The sequence below is a fragment of the Bacillus cereus group sp. BfR-BA-01408 genome (assembly GCF_022663305.1).
Classification (GTDB): domain Bacteria; phylum Bacillota; class Bacilli; order Bacillales; family Bacillaceae_G; genus Bacillus_A; species Bacillus_A pacificus.
Genome location: NZ_JAKUFF010000005.1, coordinates 106,348 through 122,886 on the forward strand (window position 1 = coordinate 106,348; position 16,539 = coordinate 122,886).

The following is a 16,539-nucleotide window of genomic DNA, read 5'->3' on the forward strand; positions in this document are numbered from 1 at the left end:
CCCCCTTCTAGACTATAATACACTAAAATATCTTGCCTCGGGGTGAGAAAATACCATAGCCGTTACAGACGCTTCTGGCTCCATCATAAATCCTTCCGTTAATGAAATACCTATTTCCTCTGGATGAATTAAGCGAAATAGCTTTTCTTGATCTGCGAGTTCTGGACATGCTGGATAACCGAAGGACACTCGTATTCCTCTATATTTCGTACGGAAGCGTTCTTCCATTGTCAGTTCTGGTGAATCTGGAATACCCCAACGATCACGAATAAGCATATGTGCCTTTTCAGCAAGTCCTTCTGCTAGTTCGAGCGCTAACGATTGAATGGCATGACTGCGTAAATAATCACCTTTCGCCTTCCACTCTTCAGCAATGTCACGAACACCTTCTCCAACCGTAACAGATAGGAAAGCAACATAGTCCATCTCATCTCCGACTGGGCGTAAATAATCACCTAAAGTACGATATGGTGCTTTTCCTTGTCTTGGGAATGTGAAACGTTCTATAACACGCGTATGATCTTCTGGATCATATATTACAATATTCTGTCCGTCGCTTTGCGCTGGGAAAAATTGATACACTGCTTTCGGTTTTAACCAAGATTGTCCTTCCTGCAATAATTCATCTATTAAATCATTTAATTCATGCGCTCTTTTATCTCCCTCTCGCAAAAGTTTCTTCACACTTCCCTTTAGGCCAAGGTGATGTCCAAGCAGCATTTGTCTATTTAGAAATGGCGCGAGATGTGAAACAGGAACATCTCTTAATACAATTCGTTTTGTTGAATCCGGCACGATAACCTCAGCCTTCGGTAATGGTTCAATTACTGCTGGAATTTCTACTTTCTTCTCTTCTTTTGTTACGATATGAAGATGACGTTCTTTTTTATCCTGCTTCATCTTCTCACGCTCTTCTTCTTTTTGAAGCTTATTAATAATATCCAGCCCCGTCATCGCATCACTTGCATAACATACGAGCCCTTTATAAGATGGCGAAATGCGATTATCTGTAAACTTTCTCGTTAACGCTGCCCCGCCTACAACAATTGGAATATCAATATCCGCCGCTTTTAAATCTTCAGCAGTCGTTACCATTTGTTGAGCCGATTTTACTAATAAACCAGAAAGACCTATAATATCAGGCTTCTTTTCTTGTACTTCTTGCACAATTCGATCCGAGCGAACATTAATTCCTAAATTAATAATCTCATATCCGTTATTTGCTAAAATAATTTCAACGAGATTTTTCCCAATATCATGCACATCACCTTTTACAGTTGCTAATAATACTTTCCCTTTTTTCGCACTATCGCTAGATTCCATATGTGGCTCTAAATAACTTACAGCAGCTTTCATACTTTCAGCACTTTGCAATACTTCAGCAACGATAAGCTCATTATTATTAAATAATCGTCCTACCTCATCCATTCCTGTCATAAGTGGGCCATTAATAATATCCAAAGGTTTTCTTCCTTCTGTAAGTGCGAGACTTAAATCTTCGTGTAAACCTTGTTTCGTACCTTCTACAATGTAATTTGCGAGCCTTTCATCAAGAGTTAATGTTTCTTGGACAACAACATCTTTCTTTTTTGCCACGCGATAGAAGTTTGTAAATTTTTCTAACGTCTCTTGCGTCGTTTCAAAAAGCAATGCATCTGCAAGGCGTTTTTCTTCATCAGGAATTGACGCATAGCGCTCTAATTTTTCCGTATTTACAATCGCGTAATCTAACCCTGCTTTCGTTGCATGATATAAAAAGACGGAATTTAACACTTCGCGACCAGCTGGTGGTAAACCAAATGATATGTTACTTACACCTAAAATCGTTAAACACTCTGGTAATGCTTCTTTAATAAGGCGAATCCCTTCTATCGTCGCAGCCGCCGAGCCAATATACTCTTCATCACCTGTCCCTACAGGAAATACAAGTGCATCAAAAATAATATCTGATGGGCGTATACCATATTTCGTCGTCAATAACTCATAACTTCTTTTCGCAATTTCTAGTTTTCTTTCCGCACTTACTGCCATTCCATCTTCATCAATTGTCCCTACAACAATAGCTGCACCATATTTCTGAAGAAGCGGCGTCACTTTTATAAATCGCTCTTCTCCATCTTCTAAATTAATTGAATTAATAACAGCTTTCCCTTGAATATAAGTAAGAGCTCGCTCCATCACATGTTCATCTGTTGAGTCAATCATAATCGGTACTTTTAACACTTTCGTAACTTCTGCCAAGAAGTTTTCCATATCTTCTATTTCATCGCGGTCCGGGTCTGCCATACAAATGTCAATAATATGAGCATTTTTCTTCACTTGCGCTCTAGCGATTTCAGCAGCCTCTTCAAATTTCCCTTCTGCTACTAATCGTTTAAATTTACGTGATCCAATAACATTTGTTCTTTCACCAACAAATAACGGTCTCATAGAGTCATCATATTGCAGTGCCTCTAATCCACTAACCCCATGTCCCTCTCTCTCTTGCTGTTCACGAGGTTTAAGAGACGTTAATGCGGATTTCATTGCTTTTATATGTTCTGGTGTTGTACCACAACAACCACCGATAATATTAACCCATCCTTCTTCTGCAAATCGCTTCACTTTCTCGGCAAGCGAGGATGGAGATTCATGATAATGTCCATCTTCATCAGGAAGACCTGCATTTGGATAACAAGAAATGTAACACTCCGATAAATCAGATAGAGAACGAATATGGTCTCTCATAAACTCCGGACCAGTCGCACAGTTTAATCCAACAGATAATGGCTTCATATGTTCTACCGATAAGTAAAAAGCCTCAATTGTTTGCCCAGCTAGAGTCGTTCCCATCGGTTCAATCGTTCCCGAAATCATGATAGGTACAATTGTATTTAGTTCATCAAAAGCCGCTTGAATTCCAATATAAGCAGCCTTCACGTTACGCATATCTTGACTCGTCTCAACGAGTAATACATCCACTTCTCCTTTCAACAATCCTCTTGCCTGCCGCGTATAGGCTTCAATTAATTCTTCAAACGTTACACCACCAGTAACACTAATCGCTTTCGTCGTCGGTCCCATTGCTCCCGCAACATATACTTCCTTCCCGCTTTCTTCGACTGCTTGCTTCGCTAAACGCGCTGCCTTCTCATTTAGCTCCTCGTCTAAATAAGATAACTCATAATCACTTAGTACAATATTGGTTGCCCCAAATGTATTTGTTTCAATAATATCCGCTCCAGCTTCAATATAAGCTTTATGAATCTTTAAAATAACATCTGGTCTTGTTTCTACTAAATACTCATTACACCCTTCGTACTCCTCTCCTCCGAAATCTTCCGCAGTTAAATCCTCTTGCTGGATCATCGTTCCCATTGCACCATCTAATATTAAGATGTTATTTTGTAATTTTTCTTCTATACATTTCATCAATTAATACCTTCTTTCACTTCTTGCTTTTCTCTCACATATTTAACAAGATGTTCTGTAATTTCATATTTTAGAAATGGTGTAATAAGATAAATGCCGTTAAAGTATTTCATCGCAGCATCGATCAATTCTTGAGAAATACGAATCCCTTCCTCAATTGCTGCCTCTTTCGTTTCATGTCCATCCATTCTCTCTCTTACTGCTTCAGGTAAAGTAATACCTGGCACCTCAAAATGAAGAAAATCTGCATTCCGTTTACTTATTAATGGCATAATCCCAATAAAAATAGGTTGTTCTAAATGCTTTGTCGCTTCATACACTTCTTCAATTAACGCGATATCATAGATTGGCTGCGTTAAGAAATATTCTGCTCCAGCATCTATTTTCCGTTCCATTCGCTTAACCGCTGCTTTTAAATGTCTTACATGCGGGTTAAATGCACCGCCCACAGAAAACCTTGTTGCCGGTCCAATGGATTTCCCTAAAACGGAACGCCCATCGTTCATTTCTTTAATCATTTTAATGAGCTCGATAGAGGACAAATCATATACAGAAGTGGCACCTGGAAAATCACCAACGCGCGCTGGATCTCCAGTTAAAGCTAACACTTCTTCCATGCCTAACGCTGATAATCCTAGTAAATGAGATTGTAGTCCGATGACGTTATGGTCTCTACATGTTAAGTGCGTCAATACCGGAATATCATGCTTCGTTAATAATGCTCCCATTGCCATATTCGAGATACGGGGCGATGCTAATGAATTATCTGCTAGAGTAATAGCATCTGCTCCAGCTCTTTTCAATGCTCTTGCGCCTTCAAAAAACCGCTGCGTATCTAACGTTTTTGGTGGATCTAATTCCACTACTACTGTCGTTTGTTTTTTTGCTTTCTCTGCTAAAGTGACATGAGCTTTTGAACGTTTCTCATGTGTATGAACTACTTTCGGTCTTTGAACCGTATCCTTTTCTATTACAGGCATAACATTTAGAGTAGCACGTTTCATACTTTCAATATGTTCTGGAGTCGTGCCACAACAACCGCCCAATAACCGAATACCTTGCTCAATAAATTTCGGTGTCATCGCTTCAAAATAAGCTGGACTTCCCTCATATACGTATCGTCCCTCTACATAATTTGGGAGACCTGCGTTTGGATATGCTGACAAGTAACCATTTTTCGGAATCGATATCATTTTAAAAGCTTCCGTCATATGAAGTGGCCCTAGTTGGCAGTTCAATCCAACAACATTTGCACCGTAATCTAAAAGCTGTTTTAATATTTCATTTACATCATTTCCATTTTGAGTCGTACCCGCCTCATGTAACGCCAATTGCGCTACAATTGGAATATTTGTTTCTTTTCGTAACACCTGGACAGCATGAAGTAATTCAAACTCATCATAAAAAGTCTCTAATAGCAGTCCATCTACCTGTTCTTCTAATAATGCACTTGCCTGTTCCAGTAACATAAATTCTCGCTCCATATCAGTTGTCGTAACCGCCCCGATATGTTTCATACCACCAATTGTGCCTAAAATTGCATTTCTGTCTGTAACAGATGCTTTCGCCAGTTTTACTGCCGCTCTATTAATTTCAGTAACTTGATTTTCTAATCCATACATACGTAATTTCGCTTCATTTGCTCCGTACGTATTTGTTTGAATCACATCTGCCCCAGCCGCTACATATTGCTTATGAATCGATATAATTAAATCTGGATCAGATATATTCAATTCTTCAAAACTACTTTGTAAACCATGTGAATGTAATAACGTCCCAACCGCACCATCACCTATTACAATTCCTTTTGATAATAAATCTAGTAATTTCACAAATCTCCCTCATTTCTATCAATATAAAAACCCCCTCTTCACTTTGAAGAGGGGGACATAATCGATCCTCCTCTTATTATGCAAAACATTCGTTTTGCAGGTATTAGCACCGTTTCAAACATTTCGTTTGAAGGTTGCCGGGTTTCACAGGGCCTTTCCCTCCACCGCTCTCAATAAGAGTTTGTCTTTATTATTTTATTTATGTAGCTAAAAGGAAATGCGTTCCCCTTTTAACAATGTTTGTTAATTTTTTTATAAATTTAGCACGCACAAATACAAAAGTCAATGACACTTGCGGAAAAATAAAAATTATTTAAAATAAAGTTGCAATTCAATTATCTTTTGTTGTAAAGTTAAAAACATAATAAAATTTCATACGAACATTCTTATCTAGAGAGGTAGAGGGACTGGCCCTATGACGCCTCAGCAACCATTAACATTTGTTAATAAGGTGCTAATTCCAGCAAATTGTGAAAGATTTGACAGATGAGAAGAAGACTCTATTCAAACCGAAAGCCTTCTTCTTAGAAGGCTTTTTTTATTTTATATTCAACTAATGGTTCAATTTAAAAAGGAGGAATTTTCACATGTCAACTATCGAAACAAAATTAGCGCAAATCGGAAACCGGAGTGAAACTACAACAGGAACTGTTAATCCACCTGTTTATTTTTCAACTGCTTATCGTCACGAAGGAATTGGTAAATCTACTGGATTTGATTATTCACGAACTGGAAATCCAACGCGCGGCCTATTAGAACAAGCAATCGCAGACTTAGAATGCGGCGAACAAGGTTATGCCTGTAGTTCAGGGATGGCAGCCGTTCTTCTTGTCCTTTCCCTATTCCGCTCTGGAGACGAACTTATTGTTTCGGAAGATTTATACGGTGGCACTTATCGATTATTTTCTGAGCACGAAAAAAAGTGGAACGTTCGATGTAGATACGTAAATACACAATCTATTAAACAAATTGAGCAAGCCATCACAACGAAAACGAAGGCTATTTTCATAGAAACTCCAACTAATCCATTAATGCAAGTTACCGATATTGCCGCTGTTGCAACTGTAGCGAAAAGACACGGACTACTTCTTATTGTAGACAACACATTCTACACACCTTATATACAGCAGCCATTAACAGAAGGTGCCGATATCGTACTTCATAGTGCAACGAAATATTTAGGTGGTCATAACGATGTACTAAGCGGACTTGTCGTTGCAAAAGGAAAGGAACTTTGTGAGGAAATCGCTCATTATCATAATGCCTCTGGTGCAGTCTTAAGTCCATTTGACTCATGGCTATTAATTCGTGGTATGAAAACGTTAGCGCTTCGCATGAGACAACATGAAGAAAATGCAAAAGCAGTTGTTGCTTATTTAAATGATGAGGATGGGGTGACAGATGTATTTTATCCTGGAAGAGGCGGCATGATCTCATTTCGTCTGAAAGATGAAACATGGATTAATCCATTCTTACAATCTTTATCCTTAATTACATTTGCCGAAAGTCTCGGTGGTGTTGAAAGTTTAATGACATATCCAGCAACGCAAACACACGCTGATATTCCTGAAGAAATTAGAACAGCAAACGGTGTATGTAATCGTCTTCTTCGATTTTCCGTTGGTATTGAAAATAGTAACGATTTAATTCAAGACTTACAGCAAGCCGTTAAACTTGTAAAAGAAGGTGTAAGAATATGAGTTATTCTATAGATACACTCTTACTGCACAACCAATATAAACATGACTCGCAAACAGGAGCTGTTAACGTTCCCATCTATAACACATCAACATTTCACCAATTTGATGTAGATACGTTTGGGAAATATGACTATAGCAGGTCAGGAAATCCAACTCGTGAAGCTCTTGAAGACATCATTGCTTTATTAGAAGGCGGAACAAAAGGATTTGCCTTCGCATCAGGAATTGCAGCGATTTCTACTGCATTCCTCCTCCTTTCACAAGGTGATCACGTACTCATTTCAGAAGACGTATACGGAGGGACTTATCGAATGATAACTGAAGTTCTCTCCCGTTACGGTGTTTCACATACATTTGTTGATATGACCAATTTAGAAGAAATAAAACAAAACATTAAGCCAAATACAAAACTCTTTTATGTAGAAACACCTTCCAATCCACTTTTAAAAGTGACAGATATTCGTGCTGTTTCTAAACTTGCAAAATCTATTGGCGCCCTTACTTTTGTTGATAATACATTTTTGACACCACTATTCCAGAAACCACTTGACCTTGGCGCTGATGTCGTTCTTCATAGTGCCACAAAATTCATTGCCGGTCATAGTGATGTTACTGCCGGATTAGCAGTTGTAAAAGATGCCGATCTCGCTCAAAAACTTGGCTTTTTACAAAATTCATTCGGCGCTATTCTAGGCCCGCAAGATTGTTCTCTCGTACTTCGTGGTCTAAAAACATTGCATGTACGTCTTGAGCATTCAGCTGCTAATGCCAATAAAATTGCACACTATTTACAAGAGCACGCTAAAGTTCAAAATGTCTATTATCCAGGATTACAAACACATCTTGGATTTAACATTCAACAATCTCAAGCTACATCAGCAGGAGCTGTCCTATCTTTCACTTTACAATCAGAAGACGCACTTCGCCAATTTTTATCAAAAGTAAAATTACCTGTCTTTGCGGTTAGTTTAGGGGCTGTCGAATCGATCCTTTCCTACCCAGCCAAAATGTCACATGCAGCACTATCGCAAGAAGCTCGTGATGAAAGAGGGATTTCAAATTCATTACTTCGGCTATCCGTCGGTCTTGAAAATGTTGACGATTTAATATCCGATTTTGAAAATGCCCTTTCTTATGTAGAAGAACCTGTAAATGCATAGAGAGCAGAGAAGATATGAAATTAAGTTATCATATCTTCTTTTTTACGCTGATAAGTATATTTTTCAACCCTTCGTATAATTCATAAAAAAATGATAGATCACTATCTGTTTCCAAGTAATGAATTAATTGATATATTAAGAAGTAAAAAAGGGGCAAAAATAATGGATACATGTGCAGATGTTTTAATTGTTATCGATTTACAAAATGGAGTATGTTATAGTGGAGAGCATTTATTTAATTTACAAAATTTACTTACAAAAGTAAATAAAAGAATTTCTTCATACAGAAAATCAAATAAACCAATTCTTTTCGTTCAACATTGTGATGATGATTTAGTACCTGAAAAAGAACTTTGGGCTATTCATTCAGATTTAGATGTTCAAAAACAAGATTTTTTTGTAAGAAAAACACATGCCAATTCTTTTTATAACACAAACTTGAAAGAGATTTTAGATCAATTATCTGTACATCGTATTGAATTTTGTGGTGCCCAAACAGAGTACTGTATGGATACCACGATTAAATTTGCCCATGGACTAGGGTACGAAAACTTCATGTTCCAGAAAGCAACCTCTACGTTAAATAATCCATTTATGTCCGCAAAAGAGACAATTGATTTTTATGAAAATATATGGAACCACAGATTTTTAAAATTGATGAAAGATGAAATCTAGAATACATAACTAACGTCTTGGTAATTCTAAGATTTATCAGCTATATTCAAGCATTTCATTTTCACCATAAAGAAGCTGACTACATTCAGCTTCTTTTCTTTTAACCTGTTTTATATTCTATATATAACATTATAATTCCTTTGTCATATTATTTTAAAAATTTTGTATATTCATTTGAAAGAATAAGAAAATCATGATAAAATTGTGTTACAAATATATCTATATCTTTCAATTTTTAAAACGCATCGAAATTTTCACCCAAAAATGTCATTTTACAAAACCGTACTAAATTATCTACTTTATTTACATCAGGGTCTCTTTTCTTACAATTTCTTTACTTTAGGAATGTTTTTCTGCAACAACTGTTTCCTTTTCTTTAATTTTTTGGTATGTATAATATGGTATAACAGCTCACACGGAGGTGGAAAAGAACATGTTAGAAACCTTTCAAAAAGAAATAGAACTATATGAAAGCAATGCAGAATTATTGAAAGTACTTGCTCATCCTGTTCGCTTATGTATTGTAAAAGGATTAATTGAACGTGGTCCAAGCAACGTTTCTACAATGTACACTGGCTTAAACATGCCACAATCTACAATTTCACAGCATTTAGCAAAGTTAAAAAGTGCTAAAATCGTTTCAAGTGAAAGAAAAGGATTGGAGATTTATTACAAAGTAGAAAACGAGACAATTATTCAACTCGTTCGCGTATTATTGGGTTAGGGACTCATAGACAGAGAAAAAGGACGTATTTTATATTTTTCATCTCATATCTTTAATATAAATATATATCATGAGAGGAAATATATGATGCTACATAAGTCGTATTAAAAAACAAGACACAGAACTATGCTGTGTCTTGTTTTTTTATATTTTCAAATACCGATCCAAGTGTAACTGTTGCATATGTTTCGTATGTATAACAACATCACATGCACTCCCTAATCCTCCACTCAAAATCATAGAATGAACTGCACGATTTTGTTTTTGAATTTCAGAAAAAGGATCCCTATCTTGATGATTCGTAAGCAGCTCTAGTATTCCTGCTGCTAACAAAAACTCAGATTGTTTCTTATGCCATACCATATTCATACCTTGCAGGCTAAACATTTCTTTCAGTTCGTCCCAATGAATATGAGTGGTAAGATCCATTTCACCTGGATACGCTAAAGGATTACGAATTAACTTATGCTCGTAATATCCTCGTAAACTCCCTTCTTGATGTGCAGGATGCATCCATTCTTCTTTTGTATATCCATAATCAACTGTAATACATACACCTCGTTGAAACCATTTCGCAATTTCTTTTATATATTCTTCCATCGCAATCGACACTTCAAAACGCTGGCCTTCAGCAAGATGAATATTATATTTCAATAAGTATCGACCAATTCTTTTATGTAACGGCCTACATACTTCTGCAAGTTTCCCTTCCTCTGTGTACGTAACACGTACTTCATACAATATTCCATTTCTCTTCTCAATTACTTCAACAGGAAATGCATCAAATAACTCATTCGAAAAAAGAATCCCCTCGAACGATTCTCCCATTTCACTATGCGACGTATAATATGACACATTAGAAAACGAACAAAGAGTTTTTTGCTGCAATTTTCTATGAAAAGGGCTCATTTCAATTATCGAATAGTTTAAATCAATAAAGGTTTCCGGTGATAATTGCTTCCATTCTTGTAAAACATCATAGGCAAACCTTCCTGTCCCCCCACCAATCTCACAAATATGTGGAACAACTTCACCATTTTCAACAAGACGAATAAAAAACTTAGCAAAGGTTTTTGCAAACACAGAGGATACGTTGCTACTTGTAAAAAAGTCCCCTTGTCTTCCTATTTTTTCACGTTCTTTCATATAATATCCATGTTCCTCTGCGTATAATGCGAGGTTCATATATGTACTGTATGAAATTGAATAATCCTTTTCTTTTTCCATCCATTCTTTTAAAATGAGCTCCATCTTCACACTAGCTCCTTACTGTAAAAATGGATTATTTTCTTTTTCAAAACCAATGCTTGTTTCTGGACCATGTCCACATAGCACCGCTGTTTCATCAGGTAATACAAATAATTTCTCTTCAATACTTCCAATCAATTCTGCAAAACTTCCACCAGGTAAATCTGTTCTTCCAATACTCATTTGGAACAATACATCTCCAGAAAATACAGCATTCGCCTCTTTACAGTAATAAGAAATACTGCCGGGAGAATGTCCTGGTGTCTCAAAAATTTCAAAGTTAAATGAACCAATTGCTAATGCACCTTCTGCATCAATAATATGATCTGCTGGTTTTGCTGTAATGCTGCGATTCATCATAAAGATTTGAGAACCATTTACAGTTGCATCGCCTAACCAATCTGCTTCTTCTTTATGTACGTACACAGGAATATGAAAAGCGTCTCTTACCGCATCAACAGCACCAATATGATCAAAGTGAGCATGTGTTAATAAAACAGCCAATGGCTTTAATTGTTCTTCTTGTAAATATGTAACGAGCTTCTCTCCTTCGTGACCAGGATCAAAGATAATACACTCATTTTGCTCATTCGTTAAAATATAAGCATTTGTTTGTAATGGGCCTAACGGCATTTGTATCCATTTCATATGAAAATCTCCTCCAATTATTAAACTTACTTTCAATGATACAACATTTTTTTCTCTTAGGAAAAGAAAGGATGCTATCTCGACAATCATTTTTAAAACATGTACAATATAAAAGAGTAAATATTCCAAAAACTCATATTAAGGAATGGGTAGACAGAGGAGGATATTGTATGGGCCTTGTTATTATTTTTACGCTTGTCACTCTGTTAGCTGTATTTGCTACGCTTAGAACACTTCGCGAAAAGAATTTTCTCGCGGGCGGCTTTGCAATTGCAACTGTACTCGTTTTCGGATGGTTTACAATCATGACTGTTCTATATAACGGGTACCCACCAGCAGCTTAATTCATTTACATGCTCGTCTTCATCAAGATTTCGCACAAAAAGAGGAAGGGTTTCCCCTTCCTCTTTTCATACTTCACAACTTATATCATCTTCGCTTCGTATTTGTGCTTTTTTACAAGCCAAGCTCCTCCGATAACACCTGCATCATTACCAAGTGTTGCAATAGCTAACTTCGTGCTCTTTACAGCACGTGAGAAAGCATATTGCTCAAAATAGCGTTGAATTGGTTCTAAAAGTGCATCTCCAGCTTTAGAAACACCTCCGCCAATAACGATTTTCTCTGGGTTCAACGTGCTAGAAAGGTTCGCTACAGCTAATCCTAAATAAGAAGCTACCTTTTCTACTACTTCGCCTGCTAGTTCATCACCTTGTCCATGTGCTTCAAATACGTCTTTTGATGTGATACGTCCTTCTTCTGCTAACATAGAACGTAGAATACTTTCTTTATCAGTCTCTTGTATTTTTTGCATAGCAACACGCACAATACCTGTTGCAGATGCTACAGTTTCTAGGCAACCAGACTTCCCACAATTACATGGGAAAGCATTCTCTGTAACGACTGTAATATGTCCGATTTCACCAGCAGCACCGCTTACGCCGTGTACAATCTCTCCATTGGCAATTACACCGCCGCCAACACCAGTGCCAAGCGTCATACAAATTAAATCTTTTGCTCCTTCACCAGCACCTTTCCACATTTCACCAAGCGCTGCTAAGTTCGCATCATTATCAATCACAACAGGTAATCCTGTTTCTACTTCTAATAAATCTTTTAACGGATAGTTCTTCCATCCTAAGTTAACCGCTTCATAAATCATTCCAGACGCCACGTGTACAGGGCCAGGAGCTCCCATACCAATACCGATTAACTTACTTTTTAATTCGCCTAACTCTTCTAACTTTTTATCAATAGCTTTCGCTACATCAAGTGTAATATGTTTTCCTTGCTCATTTGTATTCGTAGGGATTTCCCACTTATGTAAAATTTCACCGTATACATTAATAAATGCTAATTTAATCGTTGTACCACCAAGGTCAACACCAACTAACCATTTCTCTTCCATGTTGCTTACCTACCTTTATCTAATTCTTATTTAGCTCTTTTTGAATTTCTTGCTTCAATAAAAATAAAGCTGTTTGATAGTCTTGTGGATCGATTAGCTGTGATTGATTTAATTCACGCAATTCATCTTGCATTAATTGTAAATCTGCAATTCGATCTCCCGTATAAATAATCGTACCAAATTTCTTTAGCAATTGCTGAATATCATATATAGATACCATTTCATCACCCTCTATGCTCACTTACTATAAAAAATTATAATAAGAAAACGTTCACATATTTTATTATAATCAAGAAGAAAAAGTCTCGTCAATTTTTATTTGTCTATACAAGCCCATTTTTAACCATTGTTCCTTTTTCTGTAATAATTTTTTCTACATTTTTATCAAACGGCTCTATTGGAATATGGTCTACCATTTGAAAACTATAAGCTAATGATAGCGTTTTCCCTTTATAATGCATGAGATAACGATCATAATAGCCACCACCATATCCAATCCGTTCTCCTCGCTCTGTATAAGCTACACCTGGTACAATTTGAAGGTCAATTTCATCTGCATTCACTTCTTCCGTAAGCGCTGGAATTGGCTCACGTAAATTCATATACACTGTTTCTAACTGATCAAAATTGCTAATTTTCCTAAAGGACATTGTTCTTGCTTCTTTATTACACTTCGGAACGACAACTTTCTTTCCTTCTTCCCAAGCTTTTTCGATAATAGGATATGTATTCACTTCATTTTCCATTGAGAGAGTGATTCCAATTGTTTTAGCTTCAGCCCACTCTTTTTGCGCATACAACGAAAATGCTATTTGCTCTGATAAAGTTGTATACCGTTCTTTTGATAAAGAATTCATGTGCTCTATTATTTGTTTACGTAAACGTAGTTTCTCTTCTCTCACACATTTCCCCCCTCACAGTGATACTTTGCTCTACGATGATAGTGTATCACTTTTAAGAGAGGAATCGAATAAAAAAAGAAACAGTAGGAAAATATTCCTACTGCTTACTTTGTTTCACGGTGTAACGTAGACTTCTTGTCACGCTTGCAATACTTTTTAAGCTCGATACGCTCAGCGTTGTTACGTTTGTTTTTCTTTGAGATATAGTTACGATCTCCGCATTCTGTACATGCTAGAGTAATATTCACACGCATTCTTATTTCCCTCCAGTACTAATAACTTAAATCAGACTATACTATAATACCACTTTTAAAATAAAAATTCTACACCTTTTGATATTGTCTAATTTTTTCTATAAGATTTTTCATGTTTTCCCTTGCTATTACTGGGTTTCTAGCATGTGAATACACTAAAAATTTCGGTTGTTTTGTGTCAGAAACGATATAAGACCACTCTTTTTCGGTATATTTGAACTGTACTCCTTCAAATATGCCTTCTTCCTTCCTTTCGATATCAGCCAATAATTTCCTCATCACTTTCCCTTTTTCATTCCATGAACATACAACTTCATCACAAAGTAAATAAAGCGGCGGTGATTGCTCTACTATGCTGAGAAAGGTTTTTCCCTGCAATGCTATTAACTCGAATAACTTTCCAATTCGATATAAAATATCTCGCTTCCATCTCGCTTGAAACGATTTTTTTTCATCCTGCGTATAAAATAGAAGATAACATTCTCCTAATTTCAAAGACATTGGGTAAATATTTCCTGCCGATTCCAGTAATAAATCTGGAATATCAATCTCTTCAAAATCCGTCCCTTGGTAAATATTACTATGATTATCATATAACTCGAAATAATTTCCTTGCTCTGAAAACATAAGCGCCATATTTGCTTTACTTGATTTCATCAAAGCTTTCACATGATCCTTTTGTTCGCCCGCATAAATCCACGTAACTGTGCATCCGAGCCTTTGCAAAAAGAGCATAAGCAAATGTTGTAACATATCATTTCTCTTATTAATAAGAAGATGGAACTTCTGTTTTTTTATTTTCTCAATATCAATACGCTCTAATACAGCCTCTATATAATTATGTAAAGAAACGTGTACTAGCTTATTCCGCCCCATTTCCTTCTCACATACGTAATAAAACGACTCAGACATATACACTTGTTCTATCGCTTTTTGCTGCTTATACGTTAACTGTGCCCCATCCTTACCATACAACTTTATAACAATCTCTTTTTCTTTTTCCGCTTGAATGAAAACCCCGCCCGCACATTGCAAATCTTGAATGCTGTACTGAAAAAGTGATTCGTTCATTTCTTTGCATTCCATCGTATGAATCCCAATACCATGAATTGCATGAAGAAAAAGATTTTTATAAGAAGTCGTTTCTATATGTTCTTGACTCCCGATTAATATACTTTCCCCTTTTGTGAAAAGAGATCCGTACGCCATCGCAACCTTTACAATAAATTGAGGCGTAATCTCCACATTACCTCTTCCTACAATGCGGCTTTTTTGCAACCATCCTGCACTCTTCTCACTTTCTTGAACACCAGCCGATCCGACTACCGAATGACTATCAATCGCCTTATATGGCCATAGTTTTCCCTTTTGCTTAATTACCGTACTTTTCCCTATATGACAATGGTCCGCTACAATGCTTTTTTGAAACAATGTAACGTCATCTTCCACCATTGTATGTTCTCCTATTGTCGTTTCTAGTAACTCACAATATTTCCCAATGTGCGCATTTGCAAAAATAATACTCTTTTGAAGATGAGAATAACTTGAAACAACACTATTTTTCCCGATAATAGAGTATGGCTCAATTACAGATCCAGCACCAATTCTTGCTCCTTCACCAATAAAAGAAGGACCGTGAATTTTCGTTCCTTTTCCAATCGTTACCCCTTCTCCCATCCATACCATCGGTAATACTTCCGTATATGGAATAGGTACTTGCAATTTTTTCGTTAACAAATCAAATTGTGCTTGTCGATATTGATCAAATGTACCGATATCTAACCAGTAACCTTCTGACAAATATGCAAATAATGCGTTCTTATTTGCCAATAACGGAAACACATCTTGACTAAAATCAAAAAATTCTCGGGGCGGTATGTAAGAAAAAATTTCTGGCTCCATAATATATATACCTGTATTCACAATATTAGAGACTACTTCATTCCAACTCGGTTTTTCTATGTATCGTGTAACCTCTTGTTCTTTGTTCATTACAACTAAACCAAATGAGAGTGGATTTTCTACTTCCTTTACAAACATAGTTACCATTCTTTTCTTTTGTTCATGAAACGTAATTCCTTCTGATAATTGAAAATCAGTTAACGCATCCCCACTTATGACAACAAACGGTTCATCCAAAAATTTTTCCGCTTGTTTAATACTCCCTGCAGTTCCAAGCGGTGGAGAGTCTTCAAAGTAGTACAAGTTAACGCCCCATTTGCTACCGTCACCAAAATATTGCTTAATAGCCGTACTCATATACTGAACAGTAATTGCAATCTCACGTATACCATGCTGACGCAATAATTCAATGTTGTATTCTAAAACTGGCTTTTCTAATAATGGCAACATCGGCTTTGGAGTATTACATGTTAATGGTCTAAGGCGTCGTCCTTTTCCTCCAGCTAAAATAACCCCCTTCATATACTTCAGCCTCCACTTATATAATGTTCAGTAACTTCATATACGATATGTATATTATCTACCCAGCATTAACTAGCAGTATAAAATAAAGTGAAACTTTAATCAGTGGGGGTTTTCTTCATCCCCTACTGATTATTAGCCTTGACCAATCGG

14 protein-coding genes and 2 riboswitches are annotated in these 16,539 nt (G+C 36.6%); of the genes, 5 read left to right on the forward strand and 9 right to left on the reverse strand.

Annotation, left to right across the window (positions count from 1 at the left end):
- Positions 1–12: 12 nt before the first annotated feature.
- Both metH and MR083_RS04955 read right to left on the reverse strand, forming a co-directional pair.
- Positions 13–3,411, reverse strand: coding sequence for a methionine synthase (metH, locus tag MR083_RS04950; RefSeq protein ID WP_242268658.1), 3,399 nt, complete (start codon positions 3,409–3,411; stop codon positions 13–15).
- Complete coding sequence (locus MR083_RS04955) at positions 3,411–5,243, reverse strand: bifunctional homocysteine S-methyltransferase/methylenetetrahydrofolate reductase (protein ID WP_000770327.1); 1,833 nt, start codon at positions 5,241–5,243, stop codon at positions 3,411–3,413. Before MR083_RS04955 ends, metH begins: the two co-directional genes overlap by 1 nt.
- A gap of 70 nt (positions 5,244–5,313) precedes the next feature.
- Positions 5,314–5,423, reverse strand: a riboswitch (SAM riboswitch).
- A gap of 203 nt (positions 5,424–5,626) precedes the next feature.
- Positions 5,627–5,736: riboswitch (SAM riboswitch) on the forward strand.
- A 94-nt stretch (positions 5,737–5,830) separates the two neighbouring features.
- Between MR083_RS04955 and metI the strand changes: the two genes are divergently transcribed.
- The 4 genes from metI (at position 5,831) to MR083_RS04975 (ending at position 9,502) form a co-directional block, all read left to right on the forward strand.
- The gene (gene metI, locus MR083_RS04960; RefSeq protein WP_000103876.1) at positions 5,831–6,943 is read left to right on the forward strand and encodes a cystathionine gamma-synthase/O-acetylhomoserine thiolyase; all 1,113 of its coding nucleotides are present in this window, start codon (positions 5,831–5,833) and stop codon (positions 6,941–6,943) included.
- Positions 6,940–8,103, forward strand: a complete 1,164-nt coding sequence (gene metC / locus MR083_RS04965) for a cystathionine beta-lyase (RefSeq protein ID WP_016718483.1) — start codon at positions 6,940–6,942, stop codon at positions 8,101–8,103. The genes metI and metC overlap by 4 nt, the downstream gene beginning before the upstream one ends.
- Positions 8,104–8,265: 162 nt before the next feature.
- The gene (locus MR083_RS04970; protein ID WP_000379169.1) at positions 8,266–8,778 is read left to right on the forward strand and encodes a cysteine hydrolase family protein; all 513 of its coding nucleotides are present in this window, start codon (positions 8,266–8,268) and stop codon (positions 8,776–8,778) included.
- A 433-nt stretch (positions 8,779–9,211) separates the two neighbouring features.
- Positions 9,212–9,502 carry an ArsR/SmtB family transcription factor gene (locus MR083_RS04975; protein WP_000894375.1) on the forward strand — a complete coding sequence of 97 codons (291 nt, stop codon included), beginning with the start codon at positions 9,212–9,214 and terminating at the stop codon, positions 9,500–9,502.
- Positions 9,503–9,646: 144 nt separating this feature from the next.
- Here MR083_RS04975 and MR083_RS04980 read toward each other — a convergent pair whose 3' ends face one another.
- Positions 9,647–10,759, reverse strand: a complete 1,113-nt coding sequence (locus tag MR083_RS04980; RefSeq protein ID WP_242268660.1) for a class I SAM-dependent methyltransferase — start codon at positions 10,757–10,759, stop codon at positions 9,647–9,649.
- 9 nt (positions 10,760–10,768) lie between these two features.
- Positions 10,769–11,398, reverse strand: a complete 630-nt coding sequence (locus MR083_RS04985; protein ID WP_000871248.1) for an MBL fold metallo-hydrolase — start codon at positions 11,396–11,398, stop codon at positions 10,769–10,771.
- Positions 11,399–11,568: 170 nt separating this feature from the next.
- Here MR083_RS04985 and MR083_RS04990 point away from each other — a divergent pair, with 170 nt between their 5' ends.
- Entirely contained in the window at positions 11,569–11,742 is a 174-nt protein-coding gene (locus tag MR083_RS04990) for a DUF2759 domain-containing protein (RefSeq protein WP_000524853.1), read from the forward strand.
- Positions 11,743–11,822: 80 nt separating this feature from the next.
- Here the strand turns inward: MR083_RS04990 and glcK are convergent, their stop codons facing one another.
- From glcK to MR083_RS05015, 5 genes are all read right to left on the reverse strand, one after another.
- On the reverse strand, positions 11,823–12,806 hold the full coding sequence (glcK, locus tag MR083_RS04995) for a glucokinase (protein WP_000391706.1): 984 nt from the start codon (positions 12,804–12,806) through the stop codon (positions 11,823–11,825).
- Positions 12,807–12,825: 19 nt separating this feature from the next.
- Positions 12,826–13,026, reverse strand: a complete 201-nt coding sequence (locus MR083_RS05000) for a YqgQ family protein (protein WP_000253699.1) — start codon at positions 13,024–13,026, stop codon at positions 12,826–12,828.
- A 103-nt stretch (positions 13,027–13,129) separates the two neighbouring features.
- Entirely contained in the window at positions 13,130–13,708 is a 579-nt protein-coding gene (locus MR083_RS05005) for a 5-formyltetrahydrofolate cyclo-ligase (protein WP_001206418.1), read from the reverse strand.
- A 104-nt stretch (positions 13,709–13,812) separates the two neighbouring features.
- Positions 13,813–13,962 (reverse strand): 50S ribosomal protein L33, encoded by a 150-nt coding sequence (gene rpmG, locus MR083_RS05010; protein WP_001265616.1) that lies wholly within the window; start codon positions 13,960–13,962, stop codon positions 13,813–13,815.
- 69 nt (positions 13,963–14,031) lie between these two features.
- Entirely contained in the window at positions 14,032–16,386 is a 2,355-nt protein-coding gene (locus MR083_RS05015) for a sugar phosphate nucleotidyltransferase (RefSeq protein ID WP_000679295.1), read from the reverse strand.
- Positions 16,387–16,539: the final 153 nt, after the last annotated feature.